15 protein-coding genes are annotated in these 20,133 nt (G+C 47.4%); 3 read left to right on the top strand and 12 right to left on the bottom strand.

Annotated elements, in window-relative coordinates:
* Positions 1–3: 3 nt before the first annotated feature.
* From EKM71_RS01535 to parE, 3 genes are all read right to left on the bottom strand, one after another.
* Positions 4–963: a LysR family transcriptional regulator gene (locus EKM71_RS01535; protein ID WP_125572915.1), complete on the bottom strand. Its 960-nt coding sequence runs from the start codon at positions 961–963 to the stop codon at positions 4–6.
* 134 nt (positions 964–1,097) lie between these two features.
* The gene (parC, locus tag EKM71_RS01530) at positions 1,098–3,548 is read right to left on the bottom strand and encodes a DNA topoisomerase IV subunit A (RefSeq protein WP_125572914.1); all 2,451 of its coding nucleotides are present in this window, start codon (positions 3,546–3,548) and stop codon (positions 1,098–1,100) included.
* A gap of 31 nt (positions 3,549–3,579) precedes the next feature.
* Positions 3,580–5,544 (bottom strand): DNA topoisomerase IV subunit B, encoded by a 1,965-nt coding sequence (gene parE / locus EKM71_RS01525; protein WP_125572913.1) that lies wholly within the window; start codon positions 5,542–5,544, stop codon positions 3,580–3,582.
* Positions 5,545–5,833: 289 nt separating this feature from the next.
* Here parE and plsY point away from each other — a divergent pair, with 289 nt between their 5' ends.
* The gene (plsY, locus tag EKM71_RS01520) at positions 5,834–6,454 is read left to right on the top strand and encodes a glycerol-3-phosphate 1-O-acyltransferase PlsY (RefSeq protein WP_125572912.1); all 621 of its coding nucleotides are present in this window, start codon (positions 5,834–5,836) and stop codon (positions 6,452–6,454) included.
* Between the two features lie 54 nt (positions 6,455–6,508).
* Here plsY and EKM71_RS01515 read toward each other — a convergent pair whose 3' ends face one another.
* The 4 genes from EKM71_RS01515 to xerC form a co-directional block, all read right to left on the bottom strand.
* Entirely contained in the window at positions 6,509–7,384 is an 876-nt protein-coding gene (locus tag EKM71_RS01515; protein ID WP_125572911.1) for an aldose 1-epimerase family protein, read from the bottom strand.
* Positions 7,385–7,478: 94 nt separating this feature from the next.
* The gene (gene hslU / locus EKM71_RS01510; RefSeq protein ID WP_125572910.1) at positions 7,479–8,891 is read right to left on the bottom strand and encodes an ATP-dependent protease ATPase subunit HslU; all 1,413 of its coding nucleotides are present in this window, start codon (positions 8,889–8,891) and stop codon (positions 7,479–7,481) included.
* Between the two features lie 14 nt (positions 8,892–8,905).
* Positions 8,906–9,448 carry an HslVU peptidase proteolytic subunit gene (hslV, locus tag EKM71_RS01505; RefSeq protein ID WP_057732546.1) on the bottom strand — a complete coding sequence of 181 codons (543 nt, stop codon included), beginning with the start codon at positions 9,446–9,448 and terminating at the stop codon, positions 8,906–8,908.
* A 15-nt stretch (positions 9,449–9,463) separates the two neighbouring features.
* Complete coding sequence (gene xerC / locus EKM71_RS01500) at positions 9,464–10,396, bottom strand: tyrosine recombinase XerC (RefSeq protein WP_125572909.1); 933 nt, start codon at positions 10,394–10,396, stop codon at positions 9,464–9,466.
* Positions 10,397–10,664: 268 nt separating this feature from the next.
* Here xerC and EKM71_RS01495 point away from each other — a divergent pair, with 268 nt between their 5' ends.
* Positions 10,665–11,759 carry a DUF2087 domain-containing protein gene (locus EKM71_RS01495; protein WP_225417968.1) on the top strand — a complete coding sequence of 365 codons (1,095 nt, stop codon included), beginning with the start codon at positions 10,665–10,667 and terminating at the stop codon, positions 11,757–11,759.
* A 1-nt stretch (position 11,760) separates the two neighbouring features.
* Positions 11,761–12,432, top strand: a complete 672-nt coding sequence (locus EKM71_RS01485; RefSeq protein ID WP_125572908.1) for a chloramphenicol acetyltransferase — start codon at positions 11,761–11,763, stop codon at positions 12,430–12,432.
* 234 nt (positions 12,433–12,666) lie between these two features.
* On the opposite strand, the gene topA is transcribed toward EKM71_RS01485, so the two are convergent.
* The 5 genes from topA to EKM71_RS01460 form a co-directional block, all read right to left on the bottom strand.
* Positions 12,667–14,778 carry a type I DNA topoisomerase gene (gene topA / locus EKM71_RS01480; RefSeq protein WP_125572907.1) on the bottom strand — a complete coding sequence of 704 codons (2,112 nt, stop codon included), beginning with the start codon at positions 14,776–14,778 and terminating at the stop codon, positions 12,667–12,669.
* Positions 14,779–14,911: 133 nt separating this feature from the next.
* Positions 14,912–15,805, bottom strand: a complete 894-nt coding sequence (gene dprA, locus EKM71_RS01475) for a DNA-processing protein DprA (protein WP_125572906.1) — start codon at positions 15,803–15,805, stop codon at positions 14,912–14,914.
* Positions 15,806–15,833: 28 nt separating this feature from the next.
* Entirely contained in the window at positions 15,834–16,622 is a 789-nt protein-coding gene (locus EKM71_RS01470; RefSeq protein ID WP_125572905.1) for a ribonuclease HII, read from the bottom strand.
* The gene (ylqF, locus tag EKM71_RS01465) at positions 16,612–17,475 is read right to left on the bottom strand and encodes a ribosome biogenesis GTPase YlqF (protein ID WP_125572904.1); all 864 of its coding nucleotides are present in this window, start codon (positions 17,473–17,475) and stop codon (positions 16,612–16,614) included. Before ylqF ends, EKM71_RS01470 begins: the two co-directional genes overlap by 11 nt.
* Positions 17,476–18,302: 827 nt before the next feature.
* Positions 18,303–19,718, bottom strand: coding sequence for a MucBP domain-containing protein (locus EKM71_RS01460; protein WP_125572903.1), 1,416 nt, complete (start codon positions 19,716–19,718; stop codon positions 18,303–18,305).
* Between the last annotated feature and the right edge of the window lie 415 nt (positions 19,719–20,133).

Genomic DNA, 20,133 nt, shown 5'->3' with positions numbered 1-20,133 from the left:
GGTTTACTTGTTACGCAAATGTTTAAGGCGTGAAATATAGTCCTCAGCTTCTAAATACTGATCGAACTGCGCCAGGAAGTGGCTGATTCGAGGGATCTCCGCCTTTCCCTTACGGAAAACGAAGGCCAAATCAAACCGAATGTTGGGGTCAAAGTGGGCTGTCCAAGTTTGGGGCAGGGCCTCTTGACCGACCATAAACGAGTTTGGTAATGCCGTGGATGCCTGAGTCTGCATGGAAAAATGCAGGAGCTGTGTCGGCGTTGTAAAGTTAGCGACGCCTTTCGGAAAGTCGGCCAGCTGGTTCTTGTAGGCCTCGTGAATGGTTTGATTCAGGTAGTAGCCATCAGGGTACATGGCCCAAACCTGATCAGTGGTGTCTTTAAATTTGATACGTCGTTTCTTTGCAAGTCGTTCATCGTGATGAATAAACAGCAAGTCATCCGAGATAATCTTCTTAGACTCATAGGGTTTCCAATTCTTGATGGAATCATCCGGTAGATACATGATCGCCAAGTCAATCTTGTTATTCTCCAAGCGTTCCCAGATTTCTTTACGGGTCAGCATGTGGAATGAAATCTTGACATCCGGATTCTTCTGGTAAGACAGAATAGCGAAATCCTCAAAAACAGCATCTTCCATAGAAGCCAGGAGGCCAATGTTGATCTCTCCTTGCGTTGCACTGGTGGACTGCTGGATCTCATCAGTGGCTTGATTCAAAATCGCATAAATCTTATGCGTGGCATCAAGCATGGTGTACCCAGCATCCGATAGGCGAAGTTTTTTACCAACCGAATAGAACAACGGGGCCCCCACTGTGCGTTCCAACTTTTTAATCTGTTGGGTTAACGCCGGCTGGGTAATGCCCAGAATTTGAGCAGCTTGCGTGTAATTCATAGTTTCGGCAAGCTGTAGAAAATACGTCAGGGTTTTAGAAGAAAAGATGCTCTCTTGTTTCGTCTTCATCCGCGTTTACTCCTTCTGACTGCGTGGCGTACGTCTGGCGAACACTACTTCAGCCTAATGGTTACTATTAAAGTATATAATAGGCTGTTTGACTTGAAAGCGCAACGATTTTCGCTCAGAAACGCTGTCTAAGCCTAGTCCAGAACTAATTCTGTCGGTTTGAGACGTAAGGAGACAGGTGTCCCTTCCACATCAGTATCGACCACAAACGAACCGTTAGAGTAGCGGCCACTGAGTGGATGATCGGTTGGTATCACGTCATGAGTGCGTTCACGACTAGTGAGAATTTCCAGCGGTGGATTACCGGCTGGAATTGTCATAAAGTCAACCACTCGGTGTGGATCACGCTTGAGTTCGTGTAGCACTAAGACCCCACGTCGAGCGCGACTAGTGACGGACAACTCTTTCATTGCGAGACGCTTGAAGGCTCCGCGTTGTGTCACCATGGCGATGGTATCTTTATCGGTAACTAAGGCTAAATTGACGACTTGATCCTCATCACGGAGATCCATGGAACGGACCCCGGTAGTTCGAGCACCATTGATTGAAACCTCGTCAATCGGGTATCTTAGAGCATACCCATTCTGTGATAAGAGCAAGATTCCGGTCTGGTTATCATCATTTGTCAGATATTTAACCTGAACAACACTAGCATCGGCATGTTTGAGCTTTTCAAAGACCATGGCACGTCGTTTGTAAGTTCGCCCTGGTGTAAGGTCACTGAAGGCTGTTTGCTTAATATACCCATCGCTGGTAGCGATGAGGAAGCGACCAGGTTCTTTAAGTGTCTTAAAGGCAAATGTGGCGACAATCTCTTCATCTGCGGCTAAGCCGATTGTTTGTGAGATATGTTCCCCAGTTTCTTTCCACTTAACGTCGGCGATCTCATGAACAGGCCGGTAGATGAGATTTCCTTTGCTGGTGAACATCATCAGGTGGTTCAGGGTACTCAACTTCTCCAGGAAGATTGGATAATCTTCATCTTTCAACCCATTATCCTCGGGATCAGAAGCCGTGTAGGATCGTACTCCGGAACGCTTGAGATAACCGTCATGGCTGACCAAGACGATTACGTCTTCATCGGCCACGGTAACGGTTGTCTTAATCTTGAGATCCTCAATTTTATCCTGAATCTCAGTACGCCGTGGGTTACGGTAAGTCTTGGCGACTTCTTTTAGTTCCTTGCGGAGGACAGCGTTTAACGTCTTCTTCTCAGCTAAGATTTGGTGGTCACGCTCGATAGCCGCTGACAACCGTTCAGACTCGGCTTCAAGCTGGGTGACATCGGTATTAGTCAATCGGTAGAGTTGTAGAGCCACGATGGCATCGGCTTGTTTCTCAGAAAAGTCGTAACTGACCATCAAGTTGTTCCGGGCATCACGACGATCCTTGCTGGCCCTAATGGTTGCAATGACTTGATCCAGAATCGATAAGGCTTTGATTAAGCCGACCACGATGTGTTGTCGATCCAAAGCTTTTTGCAGTTCATATTTGGTTCGTCGTGTAATGACATCGCGTTGATGTTCCAAGTAGGCGCTTAGAATGGTCTTCAAACCAACATGTTCTGGTCGCATATGGTTAATGGCAACCATGTTGAAGTTATAGGTGATTTGCAGTTCGGTATTTTTGAACAGATAGTTCAGGACCCCTTGAGCATCGGCGTCGCGCTTCAATTCGATCGCGATTCGTAACCCATCGCGGTCGGTTTCGTCACGAACTTCGGCGAGTCCCTCAACCTTCTTATTCAAACGGATCTCGTCGATTTTTTTAACTAACTGCGCTTTGTTAACCTCATAAGGAATCTCGGTGACTGTAATCTGACTTTTGTTTCCACGCAACGGCTCAATGGCCGTCTTGGAGCGCACGACAATACGGCCTCGGCCCGTTTCATAGGCTTTGACAATGCCATCTTTTCCTTGGATGATCCCCCCTGTTGGGAAATCAGGCCCCTGAACGAAATTCATTAGTTCGGGAAGCGTAGCATTGGGGTGGCTGAGCAGATAAATTAAGGCGTCGACGACCTCCCCTAAGTTGTGCGGTGGAATTTCCGTGGCATAACCGGCGGAGATCCCGGTTGCACCGTTAACCAGCAGGTTAGGAATTCGAGCTGGTAAAACGGTGGGTTCGTATTCCGTATCATCGAAGTTGAGCACCATTTCAACGGTGTCCTTGTCAATGTCTCGGAGCATTTCTCCCGCCAACTTACTCAGGCGGGCCTCGGTATACCGCATGGCTGCGGCGGGGTCCCCGTCCATAGACCCATTGTTTCCGTGCATTTCAATTAAGGGTTCGCGGACCTTCCAGTCCTGACTCATCCGAGTCAACGCTTCATAGATCGAGCTGTCACCATGGGGGTGAAAATTACCCATGACATTCCCAACGGATTTGGCGGATTTGCGGAAGCCCTTATCGTACGTGTTGCCATCCTTGTTCATTGCGAAAAGAATTCGCCGTTGAACGGGTTTTAAGCCATCACGAATATCCGGCAAAGCCCGTTCCTGAATAATGGATTTTGAGTAACGGCCGAAGCGGTCACCCATCACTTCTTCTAATGTTATCTCTTGAATATTCTGTCCTTCACTCACGAAATGATGTCTCCTTTCACCGGTAATTGGTTTACTTTTCGGGATCGGAGGATTCCAACAGACTCGTGTTGTCTTCCTCTAACGTGAATTGAACGTTATTTTCGATCCACTTCCGGCGGGGTTCAACCTTGTCACCCATTAAAGTGGTCACACGGCGTTCGGCCAATGCCGCATCGTCGATCTGAACGCGAATCAGCGTCCGATTTTCGGGATCCATGGTCGTTTCCCAAAGTTGTCCGGCGTCCATTTCCCCTAGCCCTTTGAAACGTTGGAGGTTGTAGCCATGATTAGCAATCTTTTTGGTCTTGGCTGCCAACTCGTCGTTGGTCCAGGCGTATTCGATCTTTGGTTTTTTGCCTGTCGTCTTGATGCGATATAACGGTGGCAAAGCGATGTAGACCCGCCCAGCATCGATCATTGGTCGCATATATTTATAGAAGAAGGTTAGCAAAAGAATCTGGATATGCGCCCCATCATCATCGGCATCGGTCATGATAATAATCTTATCGTAGTTGGCATCTGCAATGTTAAATTCAGCGCCGACACCGGCACCAATGGTATAAATCATGGTGCTGATTTCTTCATTTTTCATGATATCAGGTAGCTTGGCCTTTTCAGTATTCAAGACCTTGCCTCGAAGTGGCAGGATGGCCTGAAACTTTCGATTACGCCCTTGCTTAGCCGACCCACCAGCAGAATCCCCTTCGACCAAGAATAATTCATTTTTGGAAGCGTTCTTGGATTGTGCGGGTGTCAGTTTACCAGATAAGAGGCGTTCGTGCTTCTTGTGGCGTTTACCACTACGGCTCTCGTCACGCGCCTTTCTGGCGGCTTCTCTGGCTTGACGGGCTTGGGTAGACTTACGAATCAACATCTGACCGAAGTCCCCATTTTCCATCAGATAATAACCGAGTTGCTCACTGATCACGTTATCGACAACGGTCCGCGCCTCTGGTGTCCCCAGTTTTTCCTTAGTTTGACCTTCAAATTGCAGGAGGTTTTCTGGGATTCGAAGGGAGATAACGGCGGACAATCCTTCACGGACGTCGGTACCTTCAAGATTCTTATCGCGATCCTTGAGCAGGCCTACCTTACGGGCATATTCGTTAAAGGCCTTGGTCCAGCCGCTACGCATACCCACTTCGTGACTCCCACCATCCTTGGTTCGGACGTTATTGACGAAGGACAGCAGGTTTTCGGTATACCCGTCGTTGTACTGGGCAGCGACTTCGACTTCAATCCCGTCTTTCTTGCCATCGAAATACATAATATCCCCGAGAGTATCCTTGTCTTCGTTTAAGTAACCGACGAATTCTTTGATTCCCTCTTCGTAATGGTATTCCTCGGCGCGCTCCTGGCCAGCACGTTCGTCAGTCAGGGTGATTTTGACGCCCTTGAGTAGGAAGGCGGATTCCCGCAGTCGTTCTGAGAGCGTATTAAAATTATAAACAGTCGTTGTAAAAATTTTAGTGTCTGGTTTGAAGGTTAGTGTGGTCCCATTGTGAGCCCGCGTATTTCCCTTCTTCACCAAGGTTCCTTGTGGGTGACCACCGTTAGCAAATTTTTCTTCGTAACGGACACCATCACGAACGATAGTGACAGTGAGCGCACTGGATAAGGCGTTCACTACGGATGCCCCGACCCCGTGTAACCCACCGGAGGTCTTGTAGCCTCCTTGACCAAACTTACCACCGGCATGGAGGACCGTCAGAATAACTTCTGGCGTTGGAATCCCCGAAGCGTGCATGCCGACTGGCATGCCCCGTCCGTGATCAACAACAGTGATGCTATTATCCTGGTGGATAGTAACGTTGATTTCCTTACCGTAACCGGCCAAGGCCTCGTCAACGGCGTTATCAACAATTTCGTAGACCAAGTGATGCAAACCGCGGCCATCAGTTGACCCGATATACATCCCAGGACGTTTACGAACAGCTTCCAATCCCTCCAACACCTGGATGGAGGAATCGTCATATTTTGCTTTTGCTTTCGCCATGCGTAAATCCCCTTTACTTTTACTAGTTTCTTTCGTAGGTATGCCCCTAGTTTACCGCAAAGCGAACATATGTTCAATAGAACGAGAGAGTTCTCGCGGCCGGGGTTTCAGTAACCACATTATCATACCACAGGCAAACAAAGCCTGGCTAGCCGAGAAAACAAAGCGTGGTTAAGTTTCCCGAGATAATTGGCGTAATAGGTAAAACATGCTAAAATAGTGAACAGCTTATAAACACGATACCGCTTAGATTGGAATCGTGTTGCGAGGAAGAGCGGAGGAATTACCTGTGAAATTAATTGGTTTATTAATCTTAGCCTATCTCCTGGGGGCCATTCCCAATGGGGTTTGGGTGGGTAAGACATTTTTCCACACCGATATTCGACAGTCTGGTTCGGGAAACATTGGGACCACCAATACCTACCGGGTCTTGGGCCCGTATGCCGGGACCATTGTGATGGTATTAGACATCGCTAAGGGAACCGTTGCCACGTTACTCCCAACTTGGGGCCATGTGACCACGATTCTTGGGACGGCGACACCCCTCTTATTCGGGCTGATGGCTATCCTAGGCCATACCTTCTCGGTCTTTGACCACTTTAAGGGTGGCAAGGCTGTCGCCACGTCGGCGGGGATGTTACTGGCCTACAACCCGATCATGTTCGTCATTGCAGCTGGTCTGTGGGTCAGCCTAATCTATTGGACTAGCATGGTGAGTCTGGCCAGCATGATTGCCTTCTCGTTGATCACCGTGATCTCCCTGGCCTTTCAGGACTGGTACTTAACGGGGATCGCTGTGGTGCTCACGGTGTTTGTCTTCTACCGTCACCGTGCTAATATTGCCCGTATTAAGGCGGGTACCGAGTCCCTGGTTCCTTTTGGTCATGGCTACCATAAACGTGCACATTAAGAAGCGAAAAAGCTTCCAACGATGAGTTGCAGTCGTTGGGAGCTTTTATTTTGTCTAAAAGTAAGTGATTTGGTAATGTGTTGCGAAGGTTTGACCGCCTGCGAGGTGTTGTAGACCAACCTTATCTATAAACTGCCCCGAGGCCTGAACATCATCTGCCAGTCCCCACCATGGCTCCAGACAAACGAATGGCGCTTGCTTAGGGTAAGGTGACCAAATACCTAGATAAGGTGCGGCGACGGTCAGAGCTACCCCGTGGTCGTCAGTAGCCGTGCTCAGCATGACCGTTGTCTCATGGCTGTCGAGCGTCAGGATCTGGGCATCGTGGTTGAATAACGCATGGTTCAGTGTCAGGGGTTGCGTGAGATCCAGCGGAACCGAATGCTGGCTGTCACTGTAAGCCCCCACTAAGGGGATACGCTGGTAGATTTTTTTTGGTGAAACGGTCACTTGGTAGTCGGTGAAATCGGCTAACGCCCCACCTAAGGGGATGTTGAAGCCAGGATGAGCACCAATGGAAAAGTATAAGGTGTCCTCCATTGGATTCGTCACGACTAAGTCAGTCCGCAACTCGTGATCCTTTAGTTCAAACGTTAAGGTCAATGTGAAGTCGAAGGGATAATTTTCACGAGTCTGAGCATCACTCGTCTGCTGGAGCACAACGCGTGTTGCCGTTTGGTTTTGGACCGTAAATGATCGATCACGGGCGAATCCATGTTGCGTCATGTGATAGCTGTGACTTTGGAACATGTATTGGTCCTGATTCAACCGGCCAACGATTGGAAAAAGAATGGGGGCATGCCGTCCCCAGTACGCGGCATCAGCCTGCCACATATATTCGAGGCCGCTTTCATTGTCGCGGACACTGCTGACTTCGGCTCCCAATGGGTTAATTTTAACCGTTAGATAGTCATTCTTTAACGTTAACATCGAATTCCTCCCACAGTGATAAACATTGTCTTTATGATACCGCAATTCTGCAAAAAGGACCAAGGTCGCTCTGCCCTGGTCCTTCGTGATGTGATTAAAGAATGTAGCGTGATAAGTCTTTGTTTTGTACAATGTCGCCAATCTTATCATTGACGTAGTTTTCGGTGATGGTAACGTCACCGGTTCCCATGTCTGGTCCTTCGTAAAGAAGATCTTCGAGGAGTTTTTCCAGAACCGTCTGTAACCGACGAGCCCCAATGTTTTGGTTTTCGTGGTTAAGCTCGAAGGCGAGTTCGGCAATTCGTTCGATGGCTTCGATGGTGAAGGTCACCTTAACATTGTCTGTACCGATCAGGGCAATGTATTGCTTAATCAGGGCATTGTTAGGTTCTGTCAGAATTCGGACGAAGTCATCCTTACTAAGATCAGCTAACTCAACTCGGATTGGGAATCGCCCTTGGAGTTCAGCGATAAGATCACTAGGCTTGGATTCGGCAAAGGCACCGGCAGCAATGAAGAGAATGTGGTCGGTATCGATAGTGCCGTACTTGGTCTTAACCTGTGTCCCTTCGACGATTGGTAAGATGTCACGTTGGACCCCTTCGCGGGAAACATCGCCACTATTTTGGCTACTGCCCTTAGCGATCTTATCAATTTCATCTAAGAAGATAATCCCCGTATTTTGGGCCCGTTGAATGGCATCGTGATTGATGTCAGCGTTGTTGACCAGTTTTTCTGATTCTTCACTGACCAAGATTTCACGCGCTTCGGCTACCGTGACCGTCCGCTTAATTTGCTTCTTTGGCATGATAGCACCTAGGGTGTCGTTGAGGTCAATCCCCATCTGCCCCAACATGTTGTTGTCGGTGGCGTTGGCCTGTTGCGGGTCAGCCATTTCGATTTCAACTTGGTGGTTTTCGAGGAGGCCCTGATTCAGTTGCTCAGCCAAAGATAAGCGTTCGTTTCTCAGATCATCACTTACCTCTTCTTGCTCACTTGGGGCTGTTGGGGTTTGACCATTTTGCATTTGGCTAAACATGTTCATCATGTTCGCAAAATCATTGTTGTTCTTATTGGCTTTTTTCTTGGCTGGCGCCAGAAGCTTGACTAACCGCTTGTTGGCAGCCTGAACAGCGTCGCTACGGACATTCTTAAACTGATCTTGTTTTTCCATGCCGACAGAGACTTCAACCAGGTCACGAACCATGGATTCAACATCACGGCCGACATAACCAACTTCGGTGAACTTGCTGGCTTCGACTTTAGTAAATGGTGCGTGAACAATCTTGGCTAGTCGCCGAGCAATTTCGGTTTTTCCGACCCCAGTCGGTCCAATCATGAGCATGTTCTTAGGTGAAATCTCTTCTTGCATGGTGGCATCGAGCTGCATGCGCCGGTACCGGTTGCGTAAGGCAATGGCAATAGCTTTCTTGGCTTCATCTTGGCCGATAACGTATTGGTCAAGCAGGGCCACGATCTCTTTTGGTGTTTTATTAATAGCGTCCACAATGAGGCCTCCCTTTATAATTCTTCAGAAATGACGTTTTCGTTCGTAAAGATATCGATTCCGCCGGCAATGTGAATCGCACTTTCGGCAATTTCCTTAGCACTCATGTCGGTCGCGTGATGATGCAGAGCCGTAGCGGCGGCTAAGGCAAAGTTACCACCAGAACCAATGGCTAAGATGTCATCGTCAGGGGCAATCACTTCGCCTGAACCAGAAACCAACAGCATCTCGTCTTTGTCCATAACGATCAGCAGGGCCTCCAGCTTCTGCAAAGCTTGGTCAGAACGCCATTGTTTGGCAAGTTCAACGGCGGCACGTTGCAAGTTGCCACTATACTCGTTGAGTTGACCTTCGAATTTTTCCTCCAGATTGAAAGCGTCGGCAACGCTTCCGGCAAAACCAACAACGACTTGGTTGTTGTAGATGCGGCGAATCTTGTGGGCGGTCCCTTTCATAATGACCTTTTCTCCCATGGTAACTTGACCATCGCCGGCCATGGCGTTATGGCCATTGTGCCGAACCGCACAGATGGTGGTGGCTTCAAATTTTACTGGCATAGTTTCATAATCTCCTTATTTGGTTGAGGGTGACTGGTGATCTGCTGTGGCCCGCGGGAAGAATTGACGATAATCCCGCTGGAGGTGTTCACGCGTCACGTGGGTATAAATTTGAGTGGTTGAGAGGCTACTGTGTCCCAGAAGCTCCTGCACGGATCGAAGATCCGCACCGTGATTCAGAAGATGGGTGGCAAATGTATGCCGTAGCATATGGGGATGAATCTCCCCGGTTAACGTGCTTCGCTTGATCATTTGATTTAAGAGGTACGTAATCCCGGCTGACGTGATTTGTTCACCGTGAGCATTGATAAAAACAAAGTCATGCTGATGATGGTATTGCGCCATCAAGGGTGTCCTAGCGCTATCAAAGTAAGCTTTGAGCGCATCACTAGCATAATGACCAAACGGGACATAACGTTCCTTGTTCCCTTTCCCGTGAATCAACATGAGTCGGTTATCGAAGTCGATATCTCCCATCGTCAGATTCACGCATTCGCTGACCCGAATTCCGGTGCCATAGAGTACTTCCAGAACCGCCGAATCACGACTTGCCAATTGCGCATTGGGGTTGCCCCCCGCTGCTGTGAAAAGCGCTGTCATCTCTCGTTCATAGAAGAAACGTGGGAGATGGTTTTGATGACGCTTGAGTTGAATGTAGGCAAAGGGATCGTCGGTAACCTGGCCGTTACTCATCAAAAAGTTATAGAAAGATCGTAGCGAGGAAAGTTTGCGGGCAATGGTCGTTCTTGCGTAGTGATGATCATAGAGATGACTCAGAAAGACCTCCACGTCAAGCTGGTCGACCTTGTCCCAGGGCTTTCCTCCACCATTTTCTTCCAGAAACGTGGTGAACTCCGTCAGATCCTCCTGATAGGCTTTGACCGTCTCAGGTGAATACTGCCGTTCGCCGCTTAGGTAACTCATGAACTGTTCAATCGCTGTTGCCACGGCGCTCACCTCCTATTTCTTTACGAGTTAATGCTAGCAAACACGTCCTAAAAACTCAACTAACTCATCAAAAAGGTGTGGGCTGCGGGTTGAGTCGTGAAAATGACGATCAAAAAATGTGTTTACTATAAAAATAAACGTCACAACAGAAACTCTGTGTACACTACTGGTAGAAAGCAGTACTTTTTACTGGACATATATAAAGATTAAAAAGTGTTGACAAAATTAGTAAACATTCGTATAGTTAAAGCTATTGGAGGAATGAGCTATGAATCTAGCTGATTTGACAGTGACTGAAATTGAACAGGGCTGGCATGAAACGGCTGAAGCCTATATTTGTAATACGTGTAAGGCAATGTTTGCTAAGGACCAGGTCTTTCCAGAAGACACTAAATTTTATCCGGCAGCCACTATGATTCAACGGCACCTCGCGGCTAATCATCCGAACGCCGTGACTGATTTAATTCAGATCGACAACAAATACAATACGCTGACCACCAAGCAACGCGATCTTCTACTTGCATTCGCTCAGGGCCATAAGGATGCGGCTGTTGCTGAGGAAATGGGTGTGGCAGCGGCCACTGTTCGGCACCAAAAGTTTACCTTTCGTGAAAAGGCCAAGCAGGCAAGACTCTACCTAGCCATTTATGACCAGGTTTTCAATCAACCGGCACCGGTTGACCATTTGGTCACGTTCCCTGACCAGCCGGGCCAAAAGGATGATCGCTTTACTATGACAACAGCCGAGTATGATGAACTGGTCGCAAAATACTTTACGTCCATCACGCCGCTGACATTGACGCGATGGCCTAGACACCAAAAAGCCATCTTAGCAATCTTGAAACGTGTGAGTGAATCCTTACCCATGACTCAGCATCTGAGTGAAATGGAACTGACGGCTAAGTTAAAACCAATTTATGCCGATTTTCCATTACTACGTCGATATCTCGTTGATTATGGTTTTCTAAAGCGGACAGCGAGTGGCAGTGAATATTGGCGGAACTTCGATAATAAGGAGCTACAAATGAATCGCAAAGAAATCATTCAAAACTATAAAGCGGCACCGACCTACTACGGTGTGATCCAGATTAAAAACAACCAAAATGGCAAGACCTTCATTGATGTCGCACGCAATATTCACAATCGCTGGGGCTATTATCAAACGAATCTCAACGGTAACTTCTATCACGATACGGCGTTACAAGCGGACTGGAATGCTCTCGGGGCAGAAGCCTTTACCTACAGCGTTCTCTGGAAGGCAGATACCGCCGATGTCGATAATCTTCGGCAGACGCTGAAGGAGCTCAAAGCTAAGTGGCTAGACAAGTGTCAGCCAGCCTACAATCAATCTGAAAGGACTTAACATGACAACTTTAAATACGCAAAATACCCCGATTGACCTGGCAACTTGGTCTCGTCGAGAATATTTCTATTACTTTACCAAGATGATGCCGACAGGATTCACACTGACGGTTGACCTGGATGTCACGGCTACTAAAGAATGGATCACGGAGCGTGATCTTAAATTTAATGCGGCCTATCTCTACCTGGTCTCAAAGGTGATCACACAGACACCGGAATTTCGTGTGGGTCGGGACGATACCGGGCAACTCCGGCGTTACGATGTTCTCCACCCGTCTTACTCAGTAATACATGCGGATGACCACAGCATCTCCAGCTTATGGACGGCCTACGATCCCGATTTCAACCAATTCCATCGAAACTATCTGGCTGATTTGGCTGAATATGGTGATCAACGAACGCCAATGCCCAAGGCTCCCCAGAGTGCGAATACTTATATGGTTGGTAGTATTCCTTGGACGCACTTTACCAGTTACACCCCCTTGCCCTTCACCCCGCTAAACACGTTCTTTCCAGTCATTCAAGCGGGACAGTTTAAGCAGGAAGCCAAGCGCTGGCAAATGCCGCTTTCCTTGACGATTCATCATGCGGTGGCTGATGGCTATCACGTGAGTCAATTCCTGGAACAGCTCCAGTTAGCCTTTGACCACCCTGAAATTTGGTTGGCCAATTAAAAAGAACATTTTTTCTGAAAGCGACAGTCTAACTCGATACTGAGAGGGGCTGTCGTTTTTTTGGAAGTAAGTCCCCCCACACAGTTCTAACCTTACTGTTGGGGATGTTTGATTAAAACGGGTCTTTTAAAGAACGGATTATTTTATGTTAGTGATAAGTGAAGAGTCAAAAAAGGCGTTGGCCCCTGGGGGTCAACGCCAACGAAACGGATTTAAGATTTAAGTGTAACAAGCTTACTTCTGTGGAGCTTCTTCATAATCACCGTTAGGACAAACGATCTGCGAGCCGCCACGGATCTTCTTGGCAACCAGGTAGTGACCGTCCTTGGGGCAATCACGGCCAACGGGCTTATCCCATGAGACGAAGTCACAGTCCGGATATCGGGAACAACCGTAGAAAATCCGGTTTTTCTTGGACTTACGTTCGATGACTTGGCCCTTGTGACAAACGGGACAAACGACGCCGATCTCTTTAACGATAGCCTTGGTATTTCGGCAATCTGGGAAGCGAGAACAAGCGTAGAACTTTCCGTAACGCCCCATCTTGATGACCATTGGCGCACCACAGATGTCACAGTCGAAGCCAGCTGGTTCGTCGCGGATTTGGATCTTTTCGATCGCATCTTCGGCGTGTGCCACCTCGGTTGAGAATGGCTTGTAGAAAGTGTCAATAACCTTGACCCAATCCTGCTTACCTTCTTCAATGCCATCCAATTGTTCTTCCAGACCGGCTGTGAAACCAACGTCCACGATGTCGGGGAAGTACTGATTGATGATGGTATTAACGATATCACCTAGTTCGGTTGGCTCGAAACGCCGACCAACTAATTTAACGTAGTAGCGCCGTTGAATGGTATCCAAAGTGGGGGCGTAAGTCGATGGACGACCCACCCCATTTTCTTCCAAGGCCTTAATCAGGTTGGCTTCGGAATAACGTGCAGGCGGCTGCGTAAAATGCTGAGCTGGATCGGTCTTAGCCAACTTCACTTGGTCACCAATTTCGAGATCAGGCAGGAGGTTATCCTTTTCTTTACCACCCTTGTAGATCTTCAGGAACCCTTCAAACTTCATCTTGGACCCATTTGCTCTGAATGTCACTCCGTTTTGATCTAGCGTGACAGCCATGGTATCCATGATAGCATTGGTCATTTGACTCGCAACGAACCGGTTCCAGATCAATTGATAGAGCCGGAATTGGTCCTTAGTCAATCGTTCTTTCAGGCTAGCTGGCGTCCGGAAAACAGACGTTGGTCGGATAGCTTCATGGGCATCCTGGGCCCCTTCTGGTAACTTGCCCTTGATTGGCTTAGTCGCGGCAAACTCTGCCCCGTACTTCTCATGAATGAACGTTGAGGCCTCGTGCTTAGCGATGCTGGAGATTCGAGTAGAGTCGGTCCGCATATAGGTAATGAGCCCTTGCGTCCCTTCTTTACCCAGATTGATTCCTTCGTAAAGCTGTTGAGCGGCCATCATGGTCTTTCGCGTCCGGAAATTTAGCTTCCGGTTAGCATCTTGTTGCATTGAACTGGTGGTAAATGGGGGTTGTGGAGAACGTTTCCGTTCCTTGCGTACGACATTGGTAATGTCGAAGTTCCCTTTACGATCCAGTTTACCCAAGACGGTTTGAACGGCGTCGTTGTCCTTCAAGTCAGCCTTCTTACCATCTAAACCATAGTAGCTGGCACTAAAGGTGTGACGAGCTTTTTTAAAGTCAGCATCGATTGTCCAATACTCTTCAGGCTTGAACGCTTTAATTTCGTTTTCACGGGCGATAATCAGAGACAGCGCGATCGATTGAACACGACCAGCACTGAGCCCCTTCTTAACTTTTTTCCACAACAGCGGCGAGATAGAGTATCCCACCAACCGGTCTAGGATCCGGCGGGCCTGTTGGGCGTTAACTAGATCCATGTCGATGGATCTAGGCGTCTTAAAGGCTTCCTTAACGGCATCTTTAGTGATTTCATTAAAGGTTACTCGGTTTTTAGCCGTCACATCTAAGTTGAGGACGTGCGCCAAATGCCAAGCGATTGATTCCCCTTCGCGGTCAGGGTCAGATGCCAGATAAACGGCTTTAGCTTTTTTAGCTTCTGAACGCAGGCCCTTAATCACATCGCCCTTCCCCCGAATGGAGATGTAGTGTGGATCGTAGTCATTGTCGAAGTCGATTCCCATTGAACTCTTAGGCAGATCTCGGACGTGTCCTAAACTGGGAACAACCTTGTAGGTACGACCTAAATATTTCTCAATGGTCTTGGCCTTAGCGGGTGATTCGACAATCACTAATTTTTTTTGTGGCTTTCGCCGTTTTTTAGCTGTTGTTTTTGTTTTTGCTTTAGTCGGCAATGCACATTACTCCCTCGGATAATAGGCAACGAAGCCCCGCTTGACGGGAATCTCCGTTCCTATCGACTTGTTTTAATCGCGAAACAAAAGTTCGCTAAACATTTCACTATAATCCCACACATGATATTTCAAGTCAGGGTAGCTTGTCAACTAAAACTTCTTCCATTATATGATCAGAATTCAAGATAGGTTTCGCGCCGGCGAGAATTAGTTCATTGGTTCCAACTGAATTTGGACCGTCAATTGTCCCAGGGACAGCCAGCACATTTCGATTCTCTTGAAGTGCAAAATTTGCCGTGATCAAACTTCCTGAATGATGGGCGGCCTCGATCACAAGGACACTCTGTGAGAGGCCGGCAATGATCCGATTTCGTTCTGGAAAATGGAAGCGTGCGCCATTGGTGCCCCAAGGGTATTCCGAGAGTACAAGCTGATCGTGTGCTAGTGTGTCCATGAGCGCACGATTGGCTGCGGGATAACATTTATCCAAACCAGTTCCAATAACGGCCACCGTGCGGCCTCGGTGGGCTAAAGCGACCTGATGACTGAGTGTATCGACGCCCTGGGCCAAACCAGATACAAGACAAACATTGGCTTCCACCACTGTTGGTAACAGGAGACGCATGGCCGTTAAGGCGTATGTTGTCGGATGGCGGGATCCCACGACCGCTAATTGCGGTCCCTGGAGATTACGTAAATCACCTTGAAAAAATAACGCAACCGGTGGTGTGTAGATTTCCTTAAGTTGTGGCGGATAAGCCTGATCAACAATGGTTAGACAACCGCTATGTGTGAGATTTTTGGTTATTTTCTGGTTCATGGCATGACTGAAGAGCTCCAGATGGAGCCGTTTCAAACGTTCCACGGATAGCGGAATTTCAGCCCCTAAGTGATCAAGTGTGCTAGCAGTGATGGTTTGAATTTGAGGATGATCCATTAACCAGTGCCAGCAGGCCACACCAGTCTTGGACCCAATATCGGTTACAAAGGGTAAGCGCATGAAAAAATCACGAAGTGTCAGTTGCAAGATCGCAACCTCCTTGTCCTGTTTAGGACTAACTCCGTGATTCGTTGGCAATTATTTTCTGAACGGGTGAAAAAGTTCGACGATGAATCGGAGTGACACCGCGATTGGCCAGGCCACTCAGATGTTCAGCAGTTCCGTAACCGGCGTTTTTGGCAAAGCCATAGCCAGGGTATAGCTGATCGTAGGCCACCATCAAATGGTCTCGGTAGACTTTAGCGATGATACTAGCTGCTGCGACACTGGCACTCTTAGCGTCACCTTTGATCAAGCGGGTTTGCGGTAGTGAAATCGGAATTTGCATGGCATCCACAATCACGTGATCTGGAGCCACCCCAAGCCCCAAAACAGCCCGTTGCATGGCTACCCGAGTCGCTTGATAAATATTAATCTGATCAATAAGTTGAGGACTTCCAATGCCAATGCTGACGGCTGTAGCCTGGGCTAGAATTTTTGGGTATAAGTCTTCGCGTTCCTTAGGTGTGAGTTGCTTAGAATCATTAACTAAAGGAATGTCGAAGTTACGGGGCAGAATGACTGCCCCAGTGACGACCGGTCCAGCTAATGGGCCTCGACCGACCTCATCAACGCCGGCGACCTGTTGGCCTATTGCCCAGAATGGTTTCTCATAGTGTAAGCGTTGTTGGAAGGCTTCTTCAGCGGCCTCACGACGTGCGAGCTGGCGTTTAAGCTTAGTAAGGAGTTGCTGGGCTCCTTTACGTGGATCGGCGGCTAACACCACCAGACGAGGGTCTGCGGGCGACGTCACGTTTGCAAGTTGCTGGCGTAATTTAGCTAAACTTACGGGCTTAGTTGTCATGATCCTTCCCCACTTGGGGAGCACGATCTAAGGTGAAACCGCCCATCTTAGAACGTCGGGCATCGAAGATGAGTCGTTCACTGGCGCGTTCGTAGTCGTCTCGCATACCGAGCTTTTCTGTGATCCGCAACAGAAGGTCGACATCAGACAGTTCAAAATCTTCGGTGGCTAAATGGTAGCGTTCCTGCAGTGCGGCTTGATGATACTGACGGAAGAATTTTAACTCGAATAAGGCGACATCATCTTTGGCATAGAGCTTTTCTTTAATGGCTCCGGTCAAAGCAAGTTTCAACGCCACGTCCTGATCCTTGAACTTGGGCCAAAGAATTCCGGGAGTATCTAACAGTTCTAGATGTTTGCTAGAACGCAACCATTGTTGCCCCTTCGTCACACCAGGGGTATCTCCAACTTGAGCTGCCTTACGACTAACCAAGTGATTTAATAAGGTGGATTTGCCAACGTTAGGTACCCCAACTGTCATAGCACGCATTGGCCGTTCCCTTAAACCTTTGGCTTTTTCGGCGGCGAGCTTGTCTGCAAGAATACTGGTAGCAATCCTAGTGATTTGTTTGGGTGTCACGTTGGCTCTGGAATCAATCGAGATGGCTGGCTGTCGTTGGGTTTGATAATAACGCATCCAGGCAGCGGTTTGTTGAGGATCAGCCAAGTCTTTCTTGGTTAAGATAATTAAATGAGGCTTATCCTTCGCAATCCGGGCCACCTCGGGATTACGCGATGAGGCGGGAATCCGGGCATCGACCAGTTCGAAGACAATATCCACGAGGTGGACGTTTTCTTCCATTTGGCGAATTGCCTTGGCCATATGGCCTGGGAACCATTGTATGGTACTCATAGTGTCTAACTCCTTTGATACCGAGGACTTAAACCCTCGGTGTTCTTAAAATAGTTGAAAATTGCCAAATTTCTTATGTCTATTGAGAAAAAGAGGAGATGCGGGTTTAGGCCGTAGGTTGTACAGAAATAAGGCTAACACGTCCCTGAATCTCCTTATTCATAATGAGACCGTTTTGTCATTGACCAAAACTGAAAGATGCTCGTATCTAAAACGATGAGGTACCCTATTTATTTGCGTCAGTACGTCAGTCACAACGATCGGTATTAGGCGATTAACCAGAATTTATGCCCACCTGATAGTTTGAATGCTGAGTGTTGGCCGTCATTTGCTAAACTCATCAGTAATTCATTCAGCGAAAGTATCTTTTTTGACTAACTGAGAATTTTTAAATTTAACACATCGTCAAAAAGGTCTAATTAACTCATCTATTCTACCATTTTTTAGCTAGCTCAGATAGTGGCGCTGTTTAAAGTCCAGAAAGACTTCGAACGGGTTGAAGTTTATCTTAATAAGGTTATGCGTCGGTGGTCATAATGGTTAAGTCCTTGGCGCGACCGTACTTCTGCCAACTTTCACGCTAGCGTGTGTCATTCTAAGCTGTCATGACAAGTCAAAATTTTTCTTGGATATAAGAAAAGTCCTGCGATTACTAGACTTATCGGTCTAACAATCGCGGGACTTTTTAAACAATGGTAAGCGTGGTTTTTAACCTTAAATTATCAGTTCAATTTCGACCAGGTGACCTTTTCAGTAGGCAAATCGTCAGCTGATCAATCAAAAGTTACCTAAATCAGGTACTGACTGACGGATCCAATTCTGAAGATCTAAGACAGCCGTTTCTTTAAACCAAAGACAACGAGTGTTGCGCTCAATAATGCCAAGCCCATCACAGCCAAGTGGGTCTTTGACTGTTCATTTGTCTGTGGTAACGCGGTGTTATGGACGTTTGTCGCTGATGTAGCCATTGGGCTTGTTTGTCGCGATGATGCTGGCAACTCATTAACCGTAGCCCCCTGGCCGCCATTAGTCGTTTGCTGCGTTTTCTTATTTGTCTCAGCAGGCTTTTTAGTCGGTTTCTTTGGCTTAGTCGTGACGATCTGATCACCGTCACCACCGTTGCTTAACACGGCAGAATACGTATAAGTGACTGATTTAGCGGTACTGTCAAAGGTCCCCGACTCGTCTCCAGTGGTGTTGGTAACGGTATACCCATCGATGTCTAATGGTGTTGTTTGGTAACTTTCCCCTAATTCACCAGTTAAGACCTTATCAGCTCTAAGCGTTTTGCCGTGGTCATCGACGTAATGAACCTTAACGGGCTGACTAGTAGCTGGTGTCGGATTAGGAGTGGGGTTAGGCGTCACCGGTGTGTCGTCAAACCAGAAACTGTAAGCCAGTATTCCAGAGAGGAAAAGCCCACTTATCTGATAGGTTCCATCGGGTTGTTTTTGAATAAAGAAAGACAGGGGTTTATTATACAACGAAATCATTTGACGATAAGTGGCGTCAGGATCAAGTTTAGTGAGTTCTTCTTTGGTGTAACGAAAAGATAGCTTATTTTCCCCGGTGAGTACATCAAGCATAATTGGGGCCTGAATCTTATAGTATTCTTCGCCATGATCAAAAACGCCGTCCATTTTTTCTAATGCCTCTTGGCCCTTAGCCATGGTTTCAAGTCTTGGTCGCAGCTCCTTTAGATAGGCCGCATTAATCTCAGAATAGTCCATTTGTCCAAGCTGCTCCTGAGCAATCCGGCTAATGGTCCAGGCTTGGAGATAGAATGAGTCAGCGACGCTTTTAATAATATCATCCTTAGAGAGTCCCTCCGGTAACTCACCCGTTTCCATTTGGAGGTCAACAAGTGATTTGTCGAGATCAAGCGTTTCATAGCCCGCTATGCCGTCACGAAGCTGTGACCAAAAATCAGAAGTCAAGTTGGGATTATCGGCCTCTATTTTAGCCAAGTATTCGGGATCATTAAGTTGGTCGACAGTTATTACGGCTGGCGCGTTTGGAAAACTTGGTAATTTTTCGTTACCGGCCTTACTGCTGACCAACGTATATGGCATTTCTATAGAACTTATCTTGTATGTTGCCTTCGTGTCAGCGGCCTTAGTCGTGACCGCGACATTATCTGAAGGGGTGATGCTGTCCGCATGGGCGATGCTAGGACTAACAACGCCTCCCAAGAGAGCTAAAGCTAAGCTGGTTGTGACGAGTGTTCGTGTTGTTTTAAACATTAGGTTCACTCCCTGTACGTTTTTCTTATATATTTAACTCGTAGTATAACATAAATATTCCTATTTTAAAACGTGTAAATGCTGATTTAACAGTAACAAGATAGGTCGATTTAAACTGATCGATTTATACATCGTCTGCAAAATAGCGGTTGCTCAAATGTGGCATTATGACCCAATCGCTATTAATAATTTCTTTAAAGAATAACGGTGCTCATAAGGTTAGTATTCAATGGTTAATGACTCAGCGGCGAATTCAAATAGTCAAAAAACATCTTGAAATTTTTAACTGCCGGTTGTCATCCTAAAATGATTCAAATTTGTTAAGCATAGCGGATTATGGCTTGTTTTGATGGTCAAGTTACTTTTGCTCCAAAAAGAAATGAGTACGGTTATTTGATGGTTGAACGGTTAGGTA

Origin of the sequence: Levilactobacillus huananensis (assembly GCF_003946145.1) — a bacterium.
Taxonomy (GTDB): Bacteria; Bacillota; Bacilli; order Lactobacillales; family Lactobacillaceae; genus Levilactobacillus; species Levilactobacillus huananensis.
Note: the sequence above shows the minus strand (reverse complement) of the source record. Positions and strands in the feature narration are given on the sequence as shown.